The organism is Bacteroides sp. An19, assembly GCF_002160215.1.
GTDB classification, from domain to species: Bacteria; Bacteroidota; Bacteroidia; order Bacteroidales; family Bacteroidaceae; genus Phocaeicola; species Phocaeicola intestinalis.
Genome location: NZ_NFKD01000068.1, coordinates 1 through 24987, shown reverse-complemented (window position 1 = coordinate 24987; position 24987 = coordinate 1). Strand labels below are relative to the sequence as shown.

Genomic DNA, 24987 nt, shown 5'->3' with positions numbered 1-24987 from the left:
AGTACGGTTACAGAAGGAAAAATAACCAAGATCAGGAAGAAAATTAATGCCAGACCGAGAGAAAAACTCAATTTCTTGACTCCGGCTGAGGTCTTTTTCAAAAATATTTCGTAATGTTGTACTCGCTGGTTGACTCTGCCTGGGAAGTCTGAACGGATTTTACGTTTCGAAAATGTATAATTTCCTCTCTTGGACGGTCGATATATCAGGAGAATCATTACTTTTGCCAGTAAAACCAAGAAATTATTACCATGAAAAAGAAAGTACTTTTGTGTTTGCTTAGTTTCTGTTCGCTCTTTGCATGGGCGCAAAGGCAAGAGACATTGTTAGAGAAGAACTGGAAATTCACGAAAGGTGATGCGCCTGAGGCTGTGCAAGAGACGTTTGACGATACGCAATGGGAAACCGTGACCGTGCCGCATGACTGGGCTATCTATGGTCCGTTCGACCGGAGCCATGACCGGCAGAACGTGGCGGTTAAGCAGAACTTCGAGACGCAGGCTTCGGTGAAGACCGGACGTACCGGAGGACTTCCCTACGTAGGCACAGGCTGGTATCGCACCACCTTCGAAGTGCCTGCGGGCAAAGAGGCTTCCCTGGTGTTCGATGGTGCCATGAGCGAGGCGCGGGTTTACGTGAACGGAAAAGAAGCGGGCTTCTGGCCGCTGGGGTATAATTCGTTCCACATTGACGTGACACCTTATATCTATACGGACGGGCGGAAGAATACGCTGGCAGTACGTTTGGAAAACCGCCCGCAGTCTTCGCGCTGGTATCCGGGGGCAGGGCTTTACCGGAACGTGCGGCTGGTGACTACAGAAAAGGTGCATGTGCCTGTATGGGGGACGCAGCTTACTACGCCTCATGTGGAAGCCAGCTATGCTTCGGTGAAGCTGCTTACCACCGTTGCCCATGCAGGGGATAAGGATATCCGCATCGTGACGGAGATTCTCTCACCCGAAGGGAAGGTGGTAGCGGTGAAAGACAATACGCGCAAAATCAATCACGGAATGCCCTTTGAGCAGAACTTTCTGGTAGATGCTCCGAAGTTGTGGTCGCCCGAAACGCCTTTCTTGTATAAGGCGGTATCGAAGATTTACGTGGATAACCGGCAAGTGGATGAATATACGACCCGTTTCGGCATCCGCAGCCTGGAGATTGTGCCCGACAAGGGTTTCTTCCTGAACGGAAAGCACCGCAAGTTCCAGGGGGTGTGCAACCATCACGACCTCGGTCCGCTGGGGGCTGCCGTGAATGTGGCTGCCCTGCGCCGCCAGCTGACGATGTTGAAGGACATGGGGTGCGACGCGATACGTACCGCCCACAACATGCCGGCTCCCGAACTGGTGGAACTGTGCGACGAGATGGGCTTTATGATGATGCTGGAGCCGTTCGACGAATGGGATATCGCCAAGTGCGAGAACGGTTATCACCGCTTCTTCGGCGAATGGGCGGAGAAAGACATGGTGAACATGTTGCGCCATTACCGCAACCATCCCAGCGTGGTGATGTGGAGCATCGGCAATGAAGTGCCTACCCAGTGGAAGCCCGAAGGGTATAAGGTGGCTTCGTTCCTGCAGGACATCTGCCACCGCGAAGACCCTACGCGTCCGGTCACATGCGGCATGGACCAGGTGTCGAGCGTGTTGGGCAATGGGTTTGCCGCCATGCTGGATGTGCCCGGATTCAATTACCGTGCCCACCGGTATGTAGAAGCCTATAACCGCCTGCCTCAAAACATTGTGCTGGGCTCGGAAACATCCTCTACGGTCAGCTCCAGGGGTGTGTATAAGTTCCCGGTACGGAAGCGTGGCGATGCCAAGTACGAAGACCATCAGTCGAGTGGATATGACTTGGAGCATTGCTCGTGGAGCAACGTGCCCGATGAGGATTTCGCCCTTGCCGACAATTATCCGTGGACCATCGGCCAGTTCGTATGGACGGGCTTCGATTACTTGGGCGAACCTTCGCCTTACGATACCGATGCCTGGCCCAGCCATAGCTCGTTGTTCGGCATTATCGACCTGGCAAGCCTGCCCAAAGACCGCTATTACCTCTATCGGAGTATCTGGAACAGGAAATCACCTACCCTGCACGTGTTGCCGCACTGGAACTGGCAGGGCAGGGAAGGCGAAAACACGCCGGTATTTGTCTACACCAGTTATCCCGAAGCGGAACTGTTCGTGAACGGCAAGAGCTATGGGAAGCAGCGCAAGCTGACGCGCGAAGAAAGCCAAGCCCTGCAGGGCAAGGATTCGCTTTGGCTCCAGCGCCGGTATCGGCTGATGTGGATGGATGTGCCATACGAGCCGGGCGAGCTGAAAGTAGTGGCTTACGATGCATCCGGAAAGGCGGCGGACGAAAAGGTAGTGCGTACGGCTGGCAAACCTCACCACATTGAGCTGGCGGCAGACCGTACGGAGCTGGCGGCAGACGGGAAAGACCTTGCCTATATCACGGTGCGCATCGTGGACAAGGATGGCAATCTGTGTCCGATGGACAACCGCCTGGTACACTTCTCGGTAAAGGGGGCAGGCACGTATCGTGCTTCGGCAAACGGCGACCCTACCTGCCTCTATCTGTTCCACGAAAACCGGATGCCGGCCTTCAGCGGTGCATTGACCGCTATTGTACAGACTAAAGAAGAAGCCGGAGAAATCTGTTTCGAGGCGAAGGCAAAGGGTGTGAAGGGCGGCAAGCTGACCTTGCGCACGGTGCGTGAATAGTCTGTATATATTATAATTGGGAGATTTTTGAGCAAACGATAAAACCTGTCGTTTGCTCTCTTTTTATCTAAAGATTTGGTGGATACCGGCAAAATGCGGAAAAACATTTGGTGGAAATGTGATATCAAGATTTTTGCGCAAACGACATGTTTTGTCGTTCTGCTTCCTTATCTTTGCCTCAAACAAAAGGAGGAACGTGTATGGGAAGCCGAACGGAAGGATTGCAGCGTTTGTTGGTCATTATCAACAAGCTGAAAGGAAAGAAACGTTATATACCTGCCAGAGAGTTGAAACGCTATATCGCTGAAGCGATGGAAATGCGCGGCTATTCGGGAAAATCCGGCCGGACGTTGGAGCGTGACATAGATGATATTCAAAGCTTGTTTGGCATTACCATCGCGTATGCTAAAAGAGAACAAGGGTATTATATAAAGGAAGAAGACGAAAACATCCCGGAGCGTTACGGGCAGCTTCTTCAGAACTTCGATTTGCTCAATGCGCTGGAAGGGGATACGAACCTGAGCACCACCGTCCGTTGCCGAGCGAATGTCTGCCGATGCTGATAAGTGCCATTAAGCACAGGCATCCTGTGACGTTCCGCTATATATTGGTAAGGCAGGATGATAAGGTGGAGGAAAAGAAAGTCCTTCCCCATTACTTGAAAGAGTCGAACCAGCGGTGGTACCTGTTGGCCTATGATGAAGGGGTGCTGAAGACTTTCGGAGTAGACCGTATCCGTGACCTGCGTATATGCGCAAGCGAGACTTTCAAGCGGAATATGGATATAAACGTGGACGAGCTTTTCCGCGATTGTTTTGGCATCTGGAACCAGCCGGACATCCCGGTAGAAGACGTCGAACTGAAGTACGATGCCTTGGACGGCAAATTCCTGAAGTCGGTACCTTTGCATCATTCCCAGCAGGTCTTGACAGACAATGCGGACGAGTTCCGCATCAAAGTACACCTGCGTATCACCAACGATTTTGTGATGGAGCTGCTTTCCCGAAGCCGTTCGCTGGAAGTCATCAGCCCGCCCCACCTTAGGGAACGGGTACGGAAAGTGTACGAAGAAGCGTTGAAGCGGAATGAATGATCGTAGGTTGAAGCATAACAGGAACTCAAAAACTCAAGAACTTAAAAACTCAAAAACAGAATACTTATAGCCTATGAAAAAGATCTATTTATGTATGCTCATCGTTGCGTTTTGTTCGTGTATGGTCCATGCGCAGACGTTACACCGCTATGTGGTGGAAGTGGAAACGGTTCCCGATAAGAGGGAATACAAAGCTGAAAAGCTGATTAACGGCAATGTGCGGCTGGAGCCTCAAGGTCCGAGGAAGACGGTAAAGTATTACGAAATCCTTTCGCGCACGCCCTTGACGGCAAAGCAATGCCAGGATTCTATCCGGTTGGGCAAAGCCCGTCAGGTTTCCAAGCCTATACGGAAGTACCGGCACCGGAAGAACGTGACGCTGGAAGGTTGGGACGGTGTCAATCCGGCGGATATGGAACCTACAGAGTATGACCTCAATTACGAAGACCCCGACCTGTATGATTTTATAGCAGACTGAAAACTTTTCCGTAAATAACATTAAACTGCTTTCGAAAAACGGATATATACTTCGATTGCCGGTGAAGTATATATTCTTACCCAGTTTCAGTATATATGAAACTGCGAATGAAGTATATATTCGTTTTCAAAGCAATATGGCTGTTTGGGTAAATAAATGCCTAATGCTTCCACGCCTTGTTCATAGTTAAGCACTTCTTTGGCCACATTTTCCTCAACTCTAGACAATCGCTTTTTCCGGATAGTATCATAGTAAGATGCAGCCTGTTGCGGAAGCCTGCGGATATAGGTGCGTTGGTTTTTCCATTGATTTTCCGTAAATCTGTATAAGGGTTCCTCTTTGAAATCAAGAGAGTTAGAAGAATTACCTCGTTTTCGGGTAATGAGTTGGCAACTGTTCTAATTGCCGTGGTCTGCATCGCTTTGCTTGTTCCGGTAACTCTTCGGAGGGCAAAGGTACAAAATAAGAACAGAAGAAAGAATATCTATGCCTTTCTTTCTTCTGTTTATAAATGGAACAAAATAACGAAAATCAAATAAGTTCAGTTGCTATCTATTCTTACCACTCGGAAACCAACATTGGCATAGCCTTGCGAGCCGTCCCTTGCTACATCGGATTTCTCACTGCGGCAATCGTCACGGTCGGAATCCCAACTGCCACCTTTGATAATATGCAGTCCGTCAGCATTGGTCGAGGAAGTCCATTCCCAACAATTTCCCCAAAAGTCAATGCCGCCACAGGCACCCTTGCTTTGCGCGTATGCATCCACAGTTGTCAATCCACGTTCCGCATGACCGGAATTCATGGAAACATCCTTGGGCATGTGTCCGGCGGCAAGCACCCATTCTTCTTCGGAAGGCAGGCGATAACCGTGCTTGGTATCTTTTGCAGAGAGCCAGTTGCAGTAGGCTTCGGCATCCTTGAGCCCAAATCATTAAAAATGATTTGTTTCATGACTTCCTTTTGCCTTAATAAATAATACGATTTTCCTCCGTCCAGCCAAGGCAATGCCAGCGTCTAGAAGTGGCAATCACTCAGTTTTTGCGCGTATGTTTTTTCTTTCGGCTGCGGCTTCCTCTTGCAGTTGTTTGTAAAGTACTTGTTGGTCGGAAGTCAGCACAGCCGCAATGTCTGTTATCAGCTTTTCCATTGCTTCTTTACGCTTTTCTTTGGGGGCGGTGTTTATGCAATGTGACGCAGGAACTTGCAGTCAATGCCATTATTGCCATTATCGCCATTCCCAGTTTTCTTGTTGGTCTCATACTGTTCAATGTTTTAAGTTATACATTCATGTTGTCCGTTCTCGTTCGTAAGCTCGTTTGAGCGGACGTTCTGCTTATAAGACCCGGCAAAGGAATAAAAGTAAAATTGACGATGTAAGAAGCTGTTTTGAATTTCTCCAAAAAGTTTTTCTTGGCTTGATGTATCCGTTTCCGTGTGTGCTTTGGGCGATTTTTTGGTCCTTTTCGCTCCTGTTCTTCGTCAGATAGCCCGCTATCTTCCTCATCACAGAAGCGAAAATGCCTCAAAAACTCATCCCAAATCATCGCACGATAAATTCAAAACAGCTTCTAATTTTTTCCGTGATTTTCTTCTGATTGCTATTTTATCGCGTTAATCTGTTGTTTCGTTCGATTTTTTCAGCGATATTTTTTATTTTTGTCCATTGCTATTCCACTCGTTACTTTATTGACGTTTATCAGTTGTTTTGTTACAACAAAACTGATTTCGTATATACCTGGTAGCCGTTGGATTATCGGATAAATACTTTGCAGGTAACTGCAAGCGTACAAGATGGATTTGACAATATCAAATGAAATTATTATGAGGATAAGACTTTTATTGCTTTTATTGATGTGCGGTTTGATGTTTTCCGTTAAGGCTCAAACTTATCAGCCTACCGCAGAGAATTTGAAAGCCCGCCAAGAGTTCCGTGACAAGAAATTCGGTATATTCCTGCATTGGGGATTGTATGCCATGCTGGCAACAGGTGAGTGGACCATGACTAACAAGAACCTGAACTATAAGGAGTACGCTAAGCTGGCTGGGGGATTTTTTCCTTCGAAGTTTGATGCAGCCAGGTGGGTGAGTGCCATTAAAGCATCGGGGGCGAAGTATATTACTTTTACGACACGTCATCACGAAGGTTTTTCGATGTTTGATACGCAATATTCGGATTATAACATTGTGGATGCCACACCGTTCAAGCGTGATGTGCTGAAGGAGCTTGCCGATGAATGTCGTAAGCAGGGCATCGGTTTACATCTTTATTATTCGCATATCGACTGGTACCGTGAAGATGCGGTATGGGGACGTACGGGACGTGGAACGGGGCGTCCTAACCCAAAAGGGAACTGGAGGAGCTATTATACTTTCATGAACAACCAGCTGACTGAGTTGCTGACCCATTACGGCCCTATCGGTGCTATTTGGTTCGACGGTGTATGGGATCAGGATCAGAATCCCGGCTTTGATTGGGAATTGGATGAGCAATATGCTTTGATTCATCGATTGCAACCTTCCTGCCTGGTGGCTAACAATCATCACCTCACACCCTTTCCGGGAGAAGATATTCAAATCTTCGAACGTGACCTTCCAGGAGAAAATAAAGCCGGACTTTCGGGACAAGACATTAGTTCTTTGCCTCTGGAAACCTGCCAGACGATGAACGGTATGTGGGGGTATAAGATTACAGACCGAAACTATAAGTCGGCTAAAGACTTGATTCAATACTTGGTGGGTGCAGCCGTGAAAGATGCTAACTTATTATTGAATATTGGTCCGCAGCCCGATGGAGAATTGCCCGAAGTGGCGTTGCAACGTCTGGCGGAGATAGGTGAGTGGATGAAAGTTTACGGTGAGACCATTTATGGCACACGTGGCGGATGTGTCGGTCCGCATCCTTGGGGAGGCACCACCCAAAAAGGCAATAAGCTTTATGTACACATCCTTAACCTGCAAGACAAGGCTTTGTTTCTTCCGCTTACCGGCAAGAAAGTAAAGAAAGCTTTTTATTTCGTAAACGGAACACCCGTGAAATACGAAAAGAACCGTGTAGGTTACACGCTTTTGCTTGATAAAATACCGACGGATATTGATACGGTGATAGCATTGGAACTGGAGTGAGCCGGATTCAGATAAACAATATTCCGATAATCCCACAGAACAGTCCGATGAGGAAGCCTCCGCCCACTTCATTCAAGGTGTGCTGGCGGACGATGATGCGTGCCGATCCTAGCATGCCGGTGAGCAGGATGAAGATGCAGAGCCACCACGTAGGATTGAACTGGAATATAAAACTGTATGAAAGCAATCCGCCTATCATCATGCCGCCGCTTGCCATGTGGGTGCTGATTTTCCATTTAAGATTGATAAGCGCACAGATGACCATACAGAGCAAGGTTGCCACAATGATGCCGCCCATATAGCGGGGAAGATGATAACGATACATCGTGACAAGGCATCCTACATAGCTCAGGATGGTAAGGATATAGGGTACATAGCGCCGTTCGCGTTTGCCTAGTTCATGAAGAGACCATCCGTTGATTTTCTGCATCAGATATATGCTCAGCATCGGCAAGAGGATGGTGAAACAATACACTATGGCAAGCACGATAAGTTTGTATTGGAGTGGCAATATGCGCAGGTAGGTGAAGAGAAAGAGCAGGACAAAGGCTACGAAAGGAACCATAAAGGGGGTGAATACAGCCGACAGGATACGGGCTGCCGTTACCCACGGGTCTTTTTCTTCTCTAGGGTTCCGTTGTACGGGGTCGTGATAAGTCAGTTGGTCGGGGATGTTTGTATCTTCCATTGTTTTTATCTTCTTAGTCGTGCTACAGGGATGTTCAGTTGCTGCCGGTATTTGGCTACAGTGCGCCGTGCGATGGGGTAGCCTTTGTCTTTCAGTATATTGGCAAGTTCGTCATCGGTATAGGGTGCGTTCTTGTCTTCATGGTCTACACATTCTTTCAGTATACGCTTGATTTCGCGGATAGAAAGTTCTTCGCCGTTTTCGGTAGTATATCCGTCGCTGAAGAAAAATTTGAGCGGATAGATACCGAAGTTGGTCTGCACATATTTACTGTTGCTCACGCGTGAGATGGTAGATATATCCAGATGGGTACGTTCTGCCACGTCTTTCAGTATCATCGGGCGGAGGAGCGATTCGTCTCCTTCCTGGAAGAAGGGGCGTTGCAGGTCGATAATTGCCTGCATGGTACTCATCAGGGTTTGTTGGCGTTGTTTTACGGCATTGATGAAGTTTTGCGCTGCGTCTACTTTCTGTTTCAAGAACAGGAGGGCATCTTTCGATTCCTTGCTTTGGTTCGCTTTGTTGCGCGTATGCTCGTCCAGCATGTCGGTGAATTCGCGGCTCAGCCGGAGTTCGGGTACGTTGTGGTTGTTGAGGCTGAGGCTGATGGTGCCGTTGTCTTCGGTTTCAACGATGAAGTCGGGAATGATTTGTTGCAGGTTTTTCCCGATGGCTTCTCCCATTGAGCTTCCAGGACGCGGATTGAGTTTTACCAGTTCTGCTACAGCATCGTTGTATTGTTTTTCAGTGATGTTCAGTCTTTGTAAGATTCTGTCTTTGTTTTTTTTGGTGAAGTCATCGCAACATTTGTCGATAATGTTGTATTCGATTTGTTTCAAGGGTGAATCTTCTTTCCGTCTGATTTGCAGGAGCAGGCATTCTTGCAGGTTTCTTGCTCCGATTCCGGCGGGGTCGAAGTCCTGGATGACAGACAAAACGTGTTCTACTTCTTCGGGTGTGGTGCTGATGCCTTGGTAGATGGCAAGTTCGTCGATGATGGAGTCAATGCTTTTCCGCAAAAGCCCGTCATCGTCGAGTGAACCGATAAGGTATTCTCCCAATTGCTTTTCTTCGGGTGTCAGGGCTTGCATGTCAAGCTGTTCTTTCAGGGTTTCATAAAAAGAGACGTTGTCCGAGAAGGGTATGTCTTCGGGAGTATCGTTTTTTGAGCGGTTGTTCTCTTGTAGTTTGTAGTCGGGGATGTCATCTTCGGTACGATAGTCACCCAATGAGAGATCTTCTCCATAATCGGTGTTGGGCTCGCCGTCCTGGTCGGTGGTGGCATAGTCTTCCCCCTCATCGCCGTGCAGGTCGTCTCCAGAAGGCTCCTTGCCTTCTTCCAGTGCCGGATTGTCCAGAAGTTCCGCGTGGACGCGCTCTTCCAGTTCTACCGTAGGGAGTTCCAGTAATTTGACCGCTAAAATCTGTTGGGGCGACAAGGTTTGTACTTGTTGCTGTGTCTGTGTCTGTACTTGACTTGAATGTATTGCCATAAGCCGGATTTGATTAACTTTCGCAAAGGTAGGAAATAAATTTGAGAATGAATCGTTTTTTCTTTATCTTTGTTCAGTCATGCCAGATTTGCAATCCGGAGCCATTTGTTGATGATGCGGATTGCAAATCCAGCGTGACGGGGAAGCATCCATGTAGGGGCGTATCGCATACGCCCGTATGCGTCCACTAATCCGCGTAGATGTATTCAGGGCGTATGCGATACGCCCCTACAAGATTCATCACACACTGTGTGGCGAATTGGGAAGGGCAAGTAAAGCAAGGGCAGGCACCCCCTGACCATACAGGTTGTTTTTGTGAAATGAGGAATATAAAAAGCAAGACTTATGAGAAAATTAGTTTGTGTCGGTATGCTATGTGCATTGTTATCTGCATGTACATCTCCGTTCGAGAAGCAGGTGAAGGCTGATTTCGAAGCGAAAAAGGCTTTGTTCTCACAAGGGGATTTCTTCGGTGTGTTCGATGATGAAGGATTGACAGCTGAAGAACGGGATGCCCTGATGTTCTTTTATGCGTATATGCCGGTGGGCGATATTACGGATTATTCGGGCAACTTTTATCTGGAAAACATCCGGAGCTCGTTTGCCACGCGCGAAGAGACGGAGTGGGGGAAGAAGATTCCCGATGATGTGTTCCGGCATTTTGTCCTTCCGGTGCGGGTGAATAACGAGGCGCTCGACCGCTCGCGGATGGTATTCCACGATGAACTGATGCCACGCCTGGAGGGCTTGTCTATGTATGATGCCGTACTCGAAGTAAACCATTGGTGCCACGAGAAGGCGAATTACCAGCCTTCGGACGCGCGTACCAGTTCGCCCCTTGCCACGGTGCGGACGGCTTACGGACGTTGTGGAGAGGAGTCTACTTTCCTTGTGGCTGCGCTCCGCTCGGTGGGCATTCCGGCACGGCAGGTCTATACGCCCCGCTGGGCACATACCGACGACAATCATGCGTGGGTAGAGGCTTGGGTAGACGGGAAATGGTATTTCCTGGGAGCGTGCGAGCCTGAGCCGGTGCTTAATTTGGGCTGGTTCAACGAGCCGGCAAGCCGCGGCATGCTGATGCATACCAAGGTGTTCGGCTATTACGAGGGACCGGAAGAGGTGATGCGCACCACCGCCAATTATACCGAAATAAATGTGATAGGAAACTATGCGCAGAACGCACCGGTAACAGTACTCGTAACGGATATCGACGGGAAGCCCGTCGGAGATGCTTGCGTGCGCTTTGGCATCTATAACTATGCGGAGTTTTATCCGGTTTCATCCCAGAAGACAGGTGCGGACGGACGGGCAAGCCTTTCCGCCGGACTGGGAGATATGGTGGTGCTGGCGGTGAAAGGCCGTGCGTTCGGAATACAGAAAGTGTCTTTCGGAAAAGACAAGGAAGTAAAACTCCGGCTCGAACATCAGGTAGGCGACACGCTTTCGTTCTCGCTTGACATCGTTCCTCCCGCAGGTGACCCGACACTTCCGGAAGTTACGCCGGAGCAACGCGCTGAGAACGATATCCGTTTCAACCGGGAAGACTCCATCCGCCATGCGTATATCGCTTCCTTCCCCAGTGCGGACGCGATTCGTGCCTTTGCCTCGGAAACGGGATATGAAGCAGAAGCGGTTGCACCCTATATCGTGGCTTCGCGCGGAAACGCTTCGGAGATAGAGGCTTTCTTGAAAGAAGCGGCAGGACGGGAGATGCGGAGTCGTGCGCTGGATTTGCTGGGCACACTTGCCGAGAAAGACTTGCGCGATGCGGAGGCAAGCGTGCTGGACGACCATCTGTATCATACGGATTCGCTGGCGGATGTGGCTACGGTCTTGGCTCCGCGCATCGGATACGAAATGCTGACTCCTTACCGTTCGTTCTTCCAGCGTGAGATACCCGAAACGGATGCCGCCCGTTTCCGCGAGAAACCTTTGGAACTGGTGGAATGGTGCAAGGATAGCCTGACGCTTCGGGATGACTTGTGTACGGTGGGTACGGTGATTTCTCCCGAAGGGGTATGGAAAAGCCGTATGGCAGACCGGACTTCGCGGAACACGTTCTTTGTAGCGGTGGCACGTTCGCTCGGCATTCCCGCATGGATAGACCGTGTGACGGGATATGTATTATATAAGGAGAACGGCAAGGATGTAGCGGTAGATTTCGAAAGCGGACGTTCGGAACAAGTGGCGGAAGGCACGCTGAAGCTGGACTATACGCCGATACCCCGTCTGGGCGACCCGTCGTATGCACGCCATTTCTCCTTGTCCCGTTTCGATGGAGAAGGGTTTGCCTTGCAGGTTTATCCCGATTTCGAGCCTTGGAGCAAGTTGTTCAAAGAACCGGTCCCGGTTCCGGCAGGCTATTATATGATGGTGTCCGGCACCCGTCTGGCTAAGGGAGGCGTGCTGGCGCAAGTGTCTTTCTTTGGCGTGGAGCAGGATAAGGAAACCGATGCAGGACTGGTGATGCGTGAGAGTGAGGAGGCGGTCAGTGTGATAGGCAGCTTCAATTCGGAATCCAAGTTCCAGACTCCGGAAGGCGTGGAGACTTCGGTTTTGCTCACCACGGGCAGGGGCTATTTCATTGTGGGCATTTTAGGCGTGGGCGATGAGCCTACCAACCATGCCTTGAAGGACATAGCCGCCAAGGCGAAGGAACTGGAAGCGTGGGGCAGGAAAATCGTGCTTCTTTTCCCCTCTCGTGCCGCTTACGGGAAATATATGTCGGCTCCGATAGCAGGTTTGCCCGCCACCGTTTCGTTCGGGATTGATTCGGATGGAAGCATAGAAGCCGCTATCCGGAAGGAAATGAAGTTCAGTTCCGGCACACGGTTGCCTATTTTCATCATTGCCGATACGTTCAATCGGGTGGTGTTCGAATCACACGGATACACCATCGGTATGGGAGACCAGCTGTTGAACACGGTTCACGGATTATAATAGATTGGTTTTCACCACAGATTAATCAATTTACGATTTGATAATTTACTATTTATACGAATCAGGAGTTAAACGTAGTTAAGTTGCATAGGAGTTATCACTTCATTCAGGAGTTAAAGTCCAATAGCCCTGTCTCTCTGAAAACAGTGCAAGGGGTATTGGCATCTAACTCCCAGCCCGCCCAGCGGGAGATAACTCCCTTTTAACTCCTGATTGGCATTATTTACTATTTTGATATATTCTGCAATTAGCCAATGTAGGGGTGGGGTTCGCCCGCTCGTATGCGTCCACGTGGATGTTTTCGGGCAGGCAAACCCTGCCCCTACAAGTTAATTGGCAAGATGCGGGATTCATTAAAAAGAAGCATAATGAAAAACGAATTTTTGCTTTCACTCTCCAAAGAAGAGTTGATACGGTTGATAGAAGATTATTCGAAAAACTGGCTGGCGATGGACGGCGTGTGGTTTCAGTCGGTAGAGCGGATGCGTGGGATGGACGAGGCGATGCATCACGATGCCGAGGCTTGGCGGAGGTTTACCGTGATTGAAGCCAAGCGCATCAAGGCGTTCTTGGGCTTGCCCGAACGGCCCGGCTTAGAAGGACTTGCCCGTGCCTTGCAATGCCGTTTTTATGCGAATCTGAATGAGGCGGATATCATCATGGATGCCGAAAGGAAAACATTGGTGTACCGTACCCGTGAATGCCGGGTGCAACGGGCACGCGAACGGAAAGGAATGCCTTTCCATCCTTGCAAGCCAGTAGGCGAGATAGAGTATGCAGGTTTCGCCCGTACCATTGACGAGCGCATCTCGTGCGAGTGCATTTCATGCTTTCCCGACGTGACAGACCCTGCATGTTGTTGCGCTTGGCGTTTCAGGCTGGATGATTAGTCATACGGTGTTCCGCATAATGCTTCAATTGTAGCCCGTACCCGTCGGGATGTAGTGACATCGCGGGTATATTCGTCTGCATCTTTGCTTCCCATTGTGACTTCTGGATTGGTGAAAAGCATACGGCTCTTCACTTGCTCGCGGGCAGAGAAATGGAATTCCCGGATGCTGGTGTCTTGTGCCAGCTTTCGGATATTTGTTTCGTTCACGCCACATCCGGCAAGAAGGATGATGCGCTCTTTGGCATATACTTGCAGGTCTTTGAGAAGAGGGGCACCTTGAGGGGCGGTGGGTTGCTGGCCCGAAGTAAGGATGCGTGTCACTCCCAATGATACCAGTTCATCAAGTGCCCGGTAAGGATTCTGGCAATGATCGAAGGCACGATGGAAGGTGACAGGAGTGTCTCCGCTGGCTTCCATCAGTTTTTGCATCAGTGTCAGGTCGATGTTGCCTTCCGGTGTGAGACATCCGAACACCAGTCCGTCGGCACCAGCCTTACGTGCCGTGCGGATATCTTCCAGCATTGTTTCTGCTTCGATGGGAGAATACAGGAAATCGCCTCCCCTTGGGCGGATGATGACATGCAGACGGATGTCGAGCATCCGGCGTGCGGTCTTGATTTCACCATACGAAGGGGTAGTCCCTCCTTCGGGGATGCCGGCGCACAGTTCTACGCGCTGGGCTCCTCCTTCTTGTGCGGCAAGACAGCTTTCTACCGAATTGGCGCACACTTCGAATGTGTATTTTCTTTCGTTCATCGTTTTAAAGTATGTGTAAAATTAATATTCTCACCACAGTGGGCACGGTGGCACACTGCGGGAATTAATATCTGAAGCTGCTTCCACCCAAGAATTCGCGAAGGAGCGAGGTGGGTGGTAACTGATTATCGGGGATAGACGTAAAATAGCCCAGAAAACGAAGCAGGCGGTTGGCTTCCGAATACGCCGGACAATTGTTCGGTACTTTGCGTAAGAGGGGTTCGGCATAGTCTTTCAGCACGGCAAGCTCGAACAGAAGGGCGGAGTTGAACATTGCATCGGCATATTCCTGGTAAGGGAAAATCCACTTTTCTTCTCCTGCACGTACGCTTTCCCACCGGTTGATGGTATCCTCGGCACTGCTTCCCCGGTATTTCGAGTCGCGGATGATGCGGCGCAGGAGCCGGTTGTCTGTCGTTGGGATATAGTTATGATTATCCAGTTGGATAGTGGTCAGTGCCGATACATAGATTTTGTATTTGTTCGCTTCCGGAATGTGGCGTGTCAGTTCGGGATTGAGTGCGTGTATGCCTTCCAGTATCAGAATCATGTTGTCATTGATACGGAGTTTCCTGCCACTCATTTCCCGTTTTCCTGTCACGAAGTTGAAGCGTGGAAGTTCAATTTCTTTACCGGCTATCAGATCTTGTAATTGCGATTCGAAAAAAGGTAGGTCGAGGGCATAGAATGATTCGAAATCGTGCTTCCCGTTTTCGTCCAACGGGGTATCGTCGCGGTTCACGAAATAATCGTCCAGCGAGATAGGGTAAGGGCGCATGCCGTTGGTGATGAGCTGTACGCTCAGGCGCTTGCTGAAGGTGGTTTTTCCCGATGAGGACGGTCCCGAAATCAGGACCAGTTTGACACGTTCCCCGTTCTGGTCACGGTGGGTGATTTCATCGGCGATGCGGACGATTTTCTTTTCCTGAAGTGCTTCGGATACATTGACCAGCTCGGTGGCAAGCCCTTTCTGGCACGCGATATTGAAATCGCCTACGGTGGCGATGCCTAAGATCTCGTTCCAGCGATGGTATTCTTGGAATACTTCCAGCATTTTTTCTTGCTTTACCACTTCTTCCAGCCGGGTAGGGTCTTTCCGGTTAGGGATGCGCAGGAGTAGTCCGTCATAGTATTTTACGATGTCGAACAAACGGATGTATCCGGTGCTGGGGACGAGGCTTCCGTAATAGCAATCCGTCGTGTTTCCCAGCCGATAGTAAAATGTGTATAACTGGTCATAGCTGCGGAGGAGTTTTGCCTTGTCCATCATCCCGTGCTGGAGGAACATTTCGGCCGCTTGTCTGGTGTGGCACTCGATGCGCTGGAAAGGGATGTCTGCTGCAATGATTTCCTGCATTTTCTGCTTGATGCGAATCACATCGTCTAGTCCGATGGAACGGTCCAGATGCAAATCGCAATAATAACCTCTTGATACAGGATGCTCCAGCGAGATGCTTCCTTGAGGATAGAGTTCTTCTACCGCCTTGACCAGAATGAAACACAACGAGCGGAAGTAAGTGCGCATTCCTGAAGGATTTGTGATGTCGAGGAACTCGACATCCTTATTATAGTATACTCTGAAGTTCAGGTCTTCTACTTTATTGTTTACCTTGGCGCTTACCACGCCATAAGGCATATCCAGTCCGAAACCGTTATAGATGTCGAGCAAACTGCTCCCTTCGGGAAAACTTTGGGTGGAATTGTTGTTTTTGCAATAGATGTCTACCATAAAGGTGTATATTTGTTGTTTTCGAGGGTTAAGTTACGAATTAATCCCGACATTCATTGGCTTTTAAATCTTTTTTTATTTGATGGTATAGTTTCCAAGAAAAATCAACGACTTTTGATTTATATCAAGAATTTGCGAGAAGAATGCGAAAAACTGCTTTTAAATATAATAACATATGTCGTAAACCTGTATTTTTGTGTCGTAAAACATAAAAACAGGATAACTAGTATGCTTAAAAGGATGAAAAAAATTCTTGTAACAGGTCTTCTGGAAATGAAGAACAACAATGTGCGTATCTGGGAAGACATGACACGTTGACAGAAGATTAGGATTTTTTTGAATGTAGTAAAAAGTAAATGAAAATGGAATGAATAATGGAGGTTGCAGGGCGTAGAGCTTTGCAACCTTTTTTGTTAATGTGCTAATGAATAATGAATAATGATTAATGTGCTAATAAATAATGTGCTAATGTGAGAATACATTATTGCATTGTCACATTATCACATTATCACATTGCCACATTATCACATTATCACATTGCCACATTATCGCATTGTCACATTAGCACATTGCCACATTAGCACATTAATCATTAGTACGCTGTTTTGTCCGTTTTATTTTCCCAGTCGGTGAAAGCTTTGAGGGCTTCTTCGGGCAAGAGGCGTTCCGCTTGCAGGCGGCGGTCTTCAGGATTCAGTTCCAGTTCTTTGTAGATGAATGCGTCATCGAATCCGATACGGGCGGCATCGTGTTTGTCGTTTCCGTAATACATGCGGTCCAGATGCGCCCAATAGATGGCTCCCAGACACATGGGGCAAGGTTCGCACGAGGTGTAGATTTCGCATCCGCTCAGGTCGAATGTCCCCAGTTTCCGGCAAGCGGCACGGATGGCGCTTACTTCGGCATGGGCGGTAGGGTCGTGGTCGGGGGTTACTCGGTTAGTACCTGTGGCGATGATTTCCCCGTTGCGTGCGATGACGGCTCCAAAGGGGCCTCCTCCTTCGGCTACATTGCGTATCGACAGTTCTATAGCTTTGCGCATCAATTCTTCTTTCGTCATAAGCTTTCAGGTTTAAGTTTCGTGTCCCTAAAAGTACGAAGAAAACCGCAGATTAACGCAGATTTTCACGGATTATTTTATTTTTACAGAGTCTTTCTTGCTTTCTTGCAATATTATCTGCGAAAATCTGCGTTAATCTGCGGTTCAGTGAAAAACACAAAAAAAGCGGAGGCACTTTTACGTACCCCCGCTTTCTTTTTATCGGGTAAGAGATATATTACATCATGCCACCCATGCCTCCCATTCCGGGTGCCGGCATTTCGGGCTTGTCTTCTTTCTTATCTACGATGACACATTCTGTAGTCAGGAACATACCGGCGATAGAAGCCGCATTTTCCAATGCTACACGGGTTACCTTGGCAGGGTCTACCACGCCTGCGGCATGCAGATTTTCGTAAACGTCTGTGCGTGCATTGTAGCCGAAGTCACCTTTGCCTTCACGTACTTTCTGAACAACTACTGCACCTTCCTTGCCGGCGTTGGCAACAATCTGGCGCAACGGTTCTTCGATGGCACGTTTGATGATTTCGATACCGGTAGTTTCATCGGCATTGTCACCCTTCAAGCCTTCCAGTGCATCGATGGCACGGATGTAGGTTACGCCACCGCCCGGAACGATACCTTCTTCGATAGCCGCACGTGTCGCGCACAAAGCATCGTCTACACGGTCTTTCTTTTCCTTCATTTCCACTTCGCTGGCTGCACCTACGTAAAGCACGGCTACACCGCCCGACAATTTGGCAAGACGTTCCTGAAGTTTTTCCTTGTCATAGTCGGAAGTAGAGTTCTTGATTTCAGCCTTGATTTGGTTGATACGGTCCAAAATGTTGTCTTTGTCACCGGCACCGTTCACGATGGTTGTGTTTTCTTTCGTGATGGTAACTTTTTCGCAGCTACCCAGCATGTCGATAGTGGCTTGTTCCAGTTTCAAACCCTTTTCTTCGCTGATGACAACACCACCCGTCAGGATAGCGATATCTTCCAGCATGGCTTTACGACGGTCGCCGAAGCCCGGAGCCTTAACGGCACAAATCTTCAACTGGCCACGCAAGCGGTTGACAACCAATGTGGTCAAGGCTTCGCTATCTACATCTTCTGCGATAACCAGCAAAGGACGTCCGCTCTGTACGGCAGGTTCGAGGATAGGCAGGAAGTCTTTCAGGTTGCTGATTTTCTTATCGTAAATCAGGATGTACGGACGTTCCATTACGCATTCCATCTTTTCTGTATCCGTTACGAAGTAAGGAGACAGATATCCACGGTCGAACTGCATACCTTCTACAACGCCGATGGTGGTGTCGGTACCTTTGGCTTCTTCGATGGTGATGACACCGTCTTTCGAAACCTTACGCATAGCGTCGGCAATCAGTTTACCGATAACCGGGTCGTTGTTGGCAGATACGGTAGCTACTTGTTCTATCTTGTCATAGTTGTCGCCTACGGTTTCAGCCTGAGCCTTGATGCATTCAACGACTTTCGCTACGGCTTTGTCGATACCACGCTTCAAGTCCATCGGGTTGGCACCGGCGGTTACGTTCTTCAGTCCTACGCCTACGATAGCCTGAGCCAGTACGGTTGCGGTAGTTGTACCGTCGCCTGCATCGTCGCCGGTTTTCGAAGCTACAGATTTCACCAACTGTGCGCCGGTGTTCTGGAAAGCGTCTGCCAGTTCGATTTCTTTTGCTACGGTTACACCGTCTTTCGTGATTTGCGGAGCACCGAATTTCTTTTCGATGATGACGTTACGTCCTTTCGGACCCAGTGTCACTTTTACGGCATTTGCCAGTTCGTCCACGCCTTTCTTCAACTGGTCGCGGGCATCAATATTGAAAAGTATTTCTTTTGCCATGATTCTTCGTTTTTAATTGTTCATTATTCATTATTAATTGAGTACGGCGAGCACATCGCTTTGACGCATAATCAGGTATTTTACACCGTCGTGTTCGATTTCTGTGCCCGAATATTTGCCATATAATACTTGGTCGCCTGCTTTCAGGACCATTTCTTCGTCTTTTGTGCCATTGCCTACGGCTACAACTTCACCTTGCAACGGTTTTTCTTTTGCTGTATCGGGGATGATGATGCCACCGATTGTCTTTTCTTCTGCAGGTGCCGGAAGAATTAGCACTCTGTCTGCTAATGGTTTAATGTTCATAATGTTTATATTTTTATACGTTATTCATTAAATTCTATCGGGCTTGTCCATGCAAGCCACCTTTTTCTCTACTAAAACCGTGCCAAAGTGTTTTTCTGACATTCTGTCAGCATGATGTCTGCCACATAGCTGCGCGGACAGATGCATATAGGTACATCGGGCGGCGCACTTATATGCCTTGCCGGTTCAGACTATCTGCCTTGCGGCACGCAGAATCATGTCTACGGCTCCATCGATTCCGGTCCGCTCGGTGTTGATAATCAGGTCGTAGCCATTGATGTCGGTCCATTGCTTGCCGGTGTAGTGCCAATAGTGGTTGGCACGTCCGGTGTTGACCTGTTCGATTTTTCTGGCGGCATCTGTTGCCGAAAGGTGGAGTTTGTCGGCAAGCTGCTTGACCGCAAAGTCCCGTCCCGACATGATGAAGACACGGAGCACGTGCGGGTCATCGCGCAAAATCCAGTTTCCTAACCTGCCGATGATGACGCAAGGGCTTTTGTGCGCCAACCCGCGGATAGTCCGGCTCTGGCTGACGTAGATGGCGTCTTCTTTCGAGGGGTTCATGGATGCCGGTATGCCGCTGTCGGCAAATATCATTTCCCACAGGCGGGAGGTGGAAAGGGTTTGCTCGTTCTGTGCCACGAAGTCGGCGGAATATCCCATCTGTTGTGCCGTCTGGTCGATGAGCTGGCGGTTGTAGCAGGGGCATTCTAGGCGGCGTGCTACTTCCGCACCGATGGCATCGCCTCCGCTCCCGTACATGCGCGCGATGGTGATGACGTGGTTGCCTCTCCACTCGTCGCTGGTTTGTGGGGCAGCTTTCCGGCGCTCGCCTTTGGGGATGAAAATCAGGTCTAACCACTGGAGGTGAGGCGAGAATACCCGTACCATGATTCCGACGTAGAACATGGATACCAACGTGCCTACGCCCACCATCTTCCAGCTCCAGTGCCCGAAATAGACGAACATGAAAACGGTGCCGATGCATACTAAGCAGGTGTCGGAACAGATTTTCACCTTGCCGAAATCTTTTCTGAGAAAACGGGAGATGGCAAGCGGAAGCCCTTCGCCGGCAAGCATCAACGAGTCGCAGCGCACCTCGCAGGCGATGCCGAATGCCAATATGGCACCTCCGGCGAGCAGTTCGATGAAACGCAACGGGTAACCTGCCACCGGATTGAGCTCGAAAGGCACCTGTAGCGGCGCGGTGAGCCACATGGTGAGGTCGGTGTAGAAACCGAAAAGGAAAGAAACCAAAATCTGGGTGTACTGGCGTTTCTCGAAATCCTTGCGCAAGAGCAGCATCTGAATCAAGATGAAGAACACATGCATGCAGATGGTGAGCTGGCCCATCGTCATCTTCATCCCCGGTATCAGCGAGAGGATATAGGGTGGGGCGGATATAGGTGATGACCCGAGATTGGCGCGGATAGACAACGAGGTGCCCAAGGCGATGACAAAAAGAATAATGACAAAACTGGCATAGCGGCGCATCCACTCTGCCTTGCTCCTTTTTAATTCCATTGTTCTGAACTTTTAAAAATCAGTGCGAAAGTACACAAAAATCAGCGTTGTTGGCTTAAGTCCCGGCAGCGCTTTAAACTTATTTAAACTCCTTACGGTTACCATCCTTACAATTCCAGCAGAAATGACAATGCCGTCAATTGTATCACCGGCTTTTGAAAATTCAATGTAGCATTTGTCATTTGTAAGTTTTGTAAGGGGGCGTTACAATTGTTACAATTACAGTTATTTTAAAACGGTTTTATTCGTACGGGATAAAAGTGGCTATAAAATTTATATTATATATATTATATATAATATAGTATATAAATAGATAATTCTTTCTTTTTCATTCCGGATGACTCGAAAACGATTTTCGATTAACTGTAATTGTAACAATTGTAACGATTGTAATGAAATTGTTATCTTTGTTCTCCGTAAAAAAACTTGTTTGTATGGAAATACTATATTTGATTATCGGGCTTGTCGTGGGGTGCGTGGCAGGCTGGCTGCTTGCATCGCGGAAAGGTGCGGCACTGGAAGTACAGCTGAAGATGCAGGAAATGCACGCTCACGAATTGATAGAAGCCGAACGCCGCCGTTCCGAAGAAAGGCTGGCAGAGCAGAAGCGCGAGATGGAAGACCTGCACAAACGCTCGGCACTGGAGTTTGAAACCTTAGCCGACAAGATACTCCGCCAGCGCGCTGAGGCATTCAACCGCCAGAGCGCAGAAAGCTTGGGAGCCTTGCTGAAGCCTTTGGGTGACAATCTGAAGGAGTTCAGGCATAGGGTGGAAGAGGTTTATGACAAAGAATCGAAACAACGTTTCTCGCTGGAAGACCGCATCAAGGAGCTGGTGCAGCTGAACAAGCAAATCAGCGATGATGCCAACAACCTGACCCGTGCACTGAAAGGAGACTCGAAGATGCAGGGTAATTGGGGGGAAATGGTGTTGGAAACCATTCTGGAAAACTCAGGACTGCGTGAGGGCGAGGAATATTTCCGCCAAGAGTTCTTGAAAGATGAGAAGGGGAATCCTGTACGCAACGAAGAAGGGCAGCGGCTCCAGCCTGATGTGCTGGTGATGTATCCCGATAACCGCCGCGTAATCATCGACTCGAAGGTGTCGCTCACCGCTTACGCCGCTTATGTGGTAAGCGAAGACCGCGAGGAGCAGGAGCGTCTGCTCAAGGCGCACCTGACATCGGTACGTGCCCACATCGATGAGCTGAGCCGTAAGGATTATTCGCGCTACGACATCGCCTCGCTGGATTTCGTGATGATGTTCATCCCCAACGAGCCTGCCTATGTGCTTGCCCTGCAGGCGGATCCTGACCTGTGGAACTATGCCTACCGCAAGAAGGTGGTGCTGATGAGTCCTACCAACTTGATAGCTGCGCTCCGGTTGGCACTCGACTTATGGAAGCGGGAATATCAGGAGAAGAACATTCAGGAGATTGTGCGTCGTGGCACTGCACTTTATGAGAAGCTGGTAGGGTTTACCGAGACTTTCGAACGGATAGGGGATACGCTGAAAGCGGCTTCTTCGGCATACGACACGGCATTGGGACAACTTTCGGAAGGAAAAGGCAACGTCATCCGCCAGGCGGAGATGCTGAAAGAGTTGGGGATTACACCGAAAAAGCAATTGAAAGTTTCAAGCGATGAGGTAACGAGGTGACTGGGCTGCAAGGCTTTAAATAGTCGTGCTGGCATCAACCGGATGATGTGAAATGAATGTCCGCATTTAGCCGGCAAGGAGTTAAAGGGAGTTGGAAGCCAATACTTTTGTGCTATTGGCATTTAACTCCTTCTGACTCCTTTTTATCTACTGGTATTTTCTAAAACCTTGTCAACTCGTCAACTTGTTACCTTGTCAACTTTATCAGAAAGAGGCAATCAACTCGTCCGGAGTGATCAAAGCCTGCTCTCCGGTCGCCATATTCTTAAGTGTCACTTTGCCTTCCTGCATTTCGTTTTCACCCACGATGGCTACGAAAGGGACCGCTTTTGCATTGGCGTAGCTCATCTGTTTCTTCATCTTGGCACTGTCGGGATAAATCTCGGCAGAGATGCCTGCCGCACGCACTTTCGCGAGAATCGGAAGTACATAAGCAGTTTCTGCTTCACCGAAATTAACGAACAACACTTGTGTGCCAGCCGATGCATCTTTCGGATACAGGTCGAGCTGGTTCAGAACGTCATAAATACGGTCGGCACCGAATGAGATGCCTACGCCCGATACACCTTCCATGCCGAATACACCTGTCAAGTTGTCATATCGTCCGCCTCCGCTGATGCTTCCTATCTGTACGTCAAGGGCTTTCACTTCGAAGATGGCACCCGTGTAATAGTTCAGGCCGCGTGCCAGAGTGAGGTCAAGTTCCACTTCCGAACGGATATTCAGTCCGGCAAGTGTCTTCAGGATAAACTCGCTTTCTTCGATGCCTTTCATTCCTGTCTGGCTGGCGGCGAGCACCTGTTTCAGGGTGTCGAGCTTTTCTTCGTTTGTTCCGCTCAGCTGGATAATGGGCTGAAGCTTGTCGATGGCTTCTTGTGGGATACCTTTTGAGGCAAGTTCGGCATTGACATTGTCTAGTCCGATTTTGTCCAGCTTGTCGATGGCTACGGTGATGTCTACTATCTTGTCCGCTTCGCCGATGATTTCGGCTATACCGCTCAGGATTTTGCGGTTGTTTATCTTGATGGCGACACGGATACCGAATTGGGTGAATACGGTATCAATCATCTGCACCAGTTCTACCTCGTTCAGGAGTGAGTTGCTTCCCACGACATCGGCGTCACATTGGTAAAATTCCCGGTAACGTCCCTTCTGCGGTCGGTCGGCACGCCATACGGGCTGAATTTGGAAGCGTTTGAAAGGGAATGTCAGTTCTTCGCGGTGCATTACCACGTAGCGGGCAAAAGGAACGGTAAGGTCATAGCGTAAGCCTTTTTCGCAAAATTTGCTTGCCAACTTGGCCGCGTTGCGTGAGAGCAGCTCCTCATCGGTAAGTCCCGAAAAGTAGTCTCCCGAGTTTTGTATCTTGAAGAGCAGTTTGTCTCCTTCTTCGCCATATTTGCCCATCAGCGTAGAAAGGTTTTCCATAGAGGGGGTTTCTATCTGTTGGAACCCATAGAGGTGGAATACCTTGCGGATGGTATCGAATATATAATTACGTTTCGCCATTTCCACGGGCGAAAAGTCTCTGGTTCCTTTCGGAATGCCTGGTTTTGTTGCCATAATAAATCGGTTTTAAAAGTTTGTGGTCGCAAAATTACGGAAAAAACCTTTATCATTTACCATTTACTGATTACCATTTTGTAGCCATAAGCAGCCGTAATTTGTAAAAGGCAAAATAGGAACTCGCAAAATATCTTTACTAGCGGCGGTTGGTGAAAATCGACACGTAGTAAATCAATGTGGCAAGCGACCCCAATGCAGCCACTACGTAGGTATATGCCGCCGATTTCAAGGCATCGAAAGCCTGAGTCTGGTTATAGGCATTAGTGATGCCTGCCCCTTTCAGCCATACCAGGGCACGTCGGCTTGCATCGATTTCTACCGGCAAGGTGATAAAGCTGAACAACGTGGTCATCGCAAAAAGGCAGATGCCGATAAGCATCAGTTGGGGGAACGTATTGATGAGGAACATTCCTGCCAATAACACCCATTGCACGATGGAAGAAGAGAACTGCACCACGGGTACTAGCGCCGAACGCATCTGAAGCGGAGCGTAGGCCCGTGCGTGTTGTATGGCGTGTCCGCATTCGTGTGCGGCTACGGCTGCTGCGGCTACACTGCACGTGTTATAGACCCCTTCGCTGAGATTGACGGTTTTGTTGGCAGGATTGTAATGGTCGGTGAGCATACCCGGTGTGCTGGTAACCCGGACATCGTAGATGCCATTGTCGCGTAGCATTTTTTCAGCAACCTCTTTGCCTGTCATTCCATTGGTTAGCGCAATGTGTGAATACTTGTCGAACTTTCGTTTCAAGTTAGCCTGTACCCAATAACTGATAAGGGCAATGGCAATAAATAAAATCCAGTACATCATAAGTGTTATATTCTTTAAATCATATGGTTTCGTCAGAAACGTTACAAATATCTTGCCAAATGTAGGGAAAAATCGAAAACTAATCAATCTGTCAGGCATTTTATTGAGGAATATTTAGCCAAAAAGGCAATATATTTGCCCACCGTCAAGTTAGAAGTGCAACTCCGCCACCGCCTTCCTCCGTCCTTGGAGCGTAGCGGAAAGGGCGGAGGAAGGCGGTGGAAGCCCGGAATCAGGGTCATCCGGCAATACAAAATAAAAAAGGGAGACCTCTGTCTCCCACGGA

The 24987-nt window shown here is 49.0% G+C and carries 19 protein-coding genes and 1 pseudogene; 8 read left to right on the top strand and 12 right to left on the bottom strand.

Going from position 1 to position 24987, the window contains the following annotated elements; all coding sequences use genetic code 11:
- Positions 1-251: 251 nt before the first annotated feature.
- The 4 genes from galB (at position 252) to B5F25_RS17865 (ending at position 4297) form a co-directional block, all read left to right on the top strand.
- Positions 252-2726: a beta-galactosidase GalB gene (gene galB, locus B5F25_RS17875; RefSeq protein WP_087251198.1), complete on the top strand. Its 2475-nt coding sequence runs from the start codon at positions 252-254 to the stop codon at positions 2724-2726.
- 200 nt (positions 2727-2926) lie between these two features.
- Positions 2927-3289: a hypothetical protein gene (locus B5F25_RS22540; protein ID WP_241148440.1), complete on the top strand. Its 363-nt coding sequence runs from the start codon at positions 2927-2929 to the stop codon at positions 3287-3289.
- A 26-nt stretch (positions 3290-3315) separates the two neighbouring features.
- On the top strand, positions 3316-3819 hold the full coding sequence (locus B5F25_RS22535; protein WP_241148439.1) for a WYL domain-containing protein: 504 nt from the start codon (positions 3316-3318) through the stop codon (positions 3817-3819).
- A 73-nt stretch (positions 3820-3892) separates the two neighbouring features.
- Positions 3893-4297: a hypothetical protein gene (locus B5F25_RS17865; protein WP_087251196.1), complete on the top strand. Its 405-nt coding sequence runs from the start codon at positions 3893-3895 to the stop codon at positions 4295-4297.
- A 541-nt stretch (positions 4298-4838) separates the two neighbouring features.
- Here the strand turns inward: B5F25_RS17865 and B5F25_RS17855 are convergent.
- Both B5F25_RS17855 and B5F25_RS21970 read right to left on the bottom strand, forming a co-directional pair.
- Positions 4839-5207, bottom strand: a pseudogene (locus B5F25_RS17855) (SUMF1/EgtB/PvdO family nonheme iron enzyme); the annotation flags it as partial.
- 370 nt (positions 5208-5577) lie between these two features.
- Positions 5578-5844: a hypothetical protein gene (locus B5F25_RS21970; RefSeq protein ID WP_158100019.1), complete on the bottom strand. Its 267-nt coding sequence runs from the start codon at positions 5842-5844 to the stop codon at positions 5578-5580.
- A gap of 277 nt (positions 5845-6121) precedes the next feature.
- Between B5F25_RS21970 and B5F25_RS17850 the strand changes: the two genes are divergently transcribed.
- Positions 6122-7423: an alpha-L-fucosidase gene (locus B5F25_RS17850; RefSeq protein ID WP_087251203.1), complete on the top strand. Its 1302-nt coding sequence runs from the start codon at positions 6122-6124 to the stop codon at positions 7421-7423.
- Positions 7424-7430: 7 nt separating this feature from the next.
- Here the strand turns inward: B5F25_RS17850 and B5F25_RS17845 are convergent, their stop codons facing one another.
- On the bottom strand, positions 7431-8111 hold the full coding sequence (locus B5F25_RS17845; RefSeq protein WP_204246988.1) for a phosphatase PAP2 family protein: 681 nt from the start codon (positions 8109-8111) through the stop codon (positions 7431-7433).
- A gap of 5 nt (positions 8112-8116) precedes the next feature.
- Positions 8117-9604, bottom strand: a complete 1488-nt coding sequence (gene rpoN / locus B5F25_RS17840) for an RNA polymerase factor sigma-54 (protein WP_087251193.1) — start codon at positions 9602-9604, stop codon at positions 8117-8119.
- A 345-nt stretch (positions 9605-9949) separates the two neighbouring features.
- Here rpoN and B5F25_RS17835 point away from each other — a divergent pair, with 345 nt between their 5' ends.
- The gene (locus B5F25_RS17835) at positions 9950-12547 is read left to right on the top strand and encodes a transglutaminase domain-containing protein (RefSeq protein WP_087251191.1); all 2598 of its coding nucleotides are present in this window, start codon (positions 9950-9952) and stop codon (positions 12545-12547) included.
- A gap of 368 nt (positions 12548-12915) precedes the next feature.
- Positions 12916-13437 carry a DUF6125 family protein gene (locus B5F25_RS17830; protein WP_087251190.1) on the top strand — a complete coding sequence of 174 codons (522 nt, stop codon included), beginning with the start codon at positions 12916-12918 and terminating at the stop codon, positions 13435-13437.
- On the opposite strand, the gene B5F25_RS17825 is transcribed toward B5F25_RS17830, so the two are convergent.
- From B5F25_RS17825 to B5F25_RS17795, 6 genes are all read right to left on the bottom strand, one after another.
- Positions 13434-14195, bottom strand: a complete 762-nt coding sequence (locus B5F25_RS17825) for a copper homeostasis protein CutC (RefSeq protein ID WP_087251188.1) — start codon at positions 14193-14195, stop codon at positions 13434-13436. The genes B5F25_RS17830 and B5F25_RS17825 overlap by 4 nt on opposite strands.
- A gap of 64 nt (positions 14196-14259) precedes the next feature.
- Positions 14260-15924: a nucleoside kinase gene (locus tag B5F25_RS17820; RefSeq protein WP_022039851.1), complete on the bottom strand. Its 1665-nt coding sequence runs from the start codon at positions 15922-15924 to the stop codon at positions 14260-14262.
- Positions 15925-16516: 592 nt separating this feature from the next.
- Positions 16517-16984 carry a nucleoside deaminase gene (locus B5F25_RS17810; protein WP_087251184.1) on the bottom strand — a complete coding sequence of 156 codons (468 nt, stop codon included), beginning with the start codon at positions 16982-16984 and terminating at the stop codon, positions 16517-16519.
- Positions 16985-17201: 217 nt separating this feature from the next.
- Positions 17202-18833 carry a chaperonin GroEL gene (gene groL / locus B5F25_RS17805; protein WP_087208725.1) on the bottom strand — a complete coding sequence of 544 codons (1632 nt, stop codon included), beginning with the start codon at positions 18831-18833 and terminating at the stop codon, positions 17202-17204.
- Between the two features lie 33 nt (positions 18834-18866).
- On the bottom strand, positions 18867-19139 hold the full coding sequence (locus B5F25_RS17800; RefSeq protein ID WP_022039847.1) for a co-chaperone GroES: 273 nt from the start codon (positions 19137-19139) through the stop codon (positions 18867-18869).
- Between the two features lie 186 nt (positions 19140-19325).
- A complete protein-coding gene (locus B5F25_RS17795) occupies positions 19326-20663 on the bottom strand; it encodes a cytidylate kinase family protein (protein WP_087251182.1) in 1338 nt (445 codons plus the stop codon).
- Between the two features lie 434 nt (positions 20664-21097).
- Here B5F25_RS17795 and B5F25_RS17790 point away from each other — a divergent pair, with 434 nt between their 5' ends.
- The gene (locus B5F25_RS17790; protein ID WP_022039845.1) at positions 21098-22324 is read left to right on the top strand and encodes a DNA recombination protein RmuC; all 1227 of its coding nucleotides are present in this window, start codon (positions 21098-21100) and stop codon (positions 22322-22324) included.
- A gap of 204 nt (positions 22325-22528) precedes the next feature.
- On the opposite strand, the gene hisS is transcribed toward B5F25_RS17790, so the two are convergent.
- On the bottom strand, positions 22529-23887 hold the full coding sequence (gene hisS / locus B5F25_RS17785) for a histidine--tRNA ligase (RefSeq protein WP_022039844.1): 1359 nt from the start codon (positions 23885-23887) through the stop codon (positions 22529-22531).
- 139 nt (positions 23888-24026) lie between these two features.
- Positions 24027-24701: a zinc metallopeptidase gene (locus tag B5F25_RS17780; protein WP_087251179.1), complete on the bottom strand. Its 675-nt coding sequence runs from the start codon at positions 24699-24701 to the stop codon at positions 24027-24029.
- Between the last annotated feature and the right edge of the window lie 286 nt (positions 24702-24987).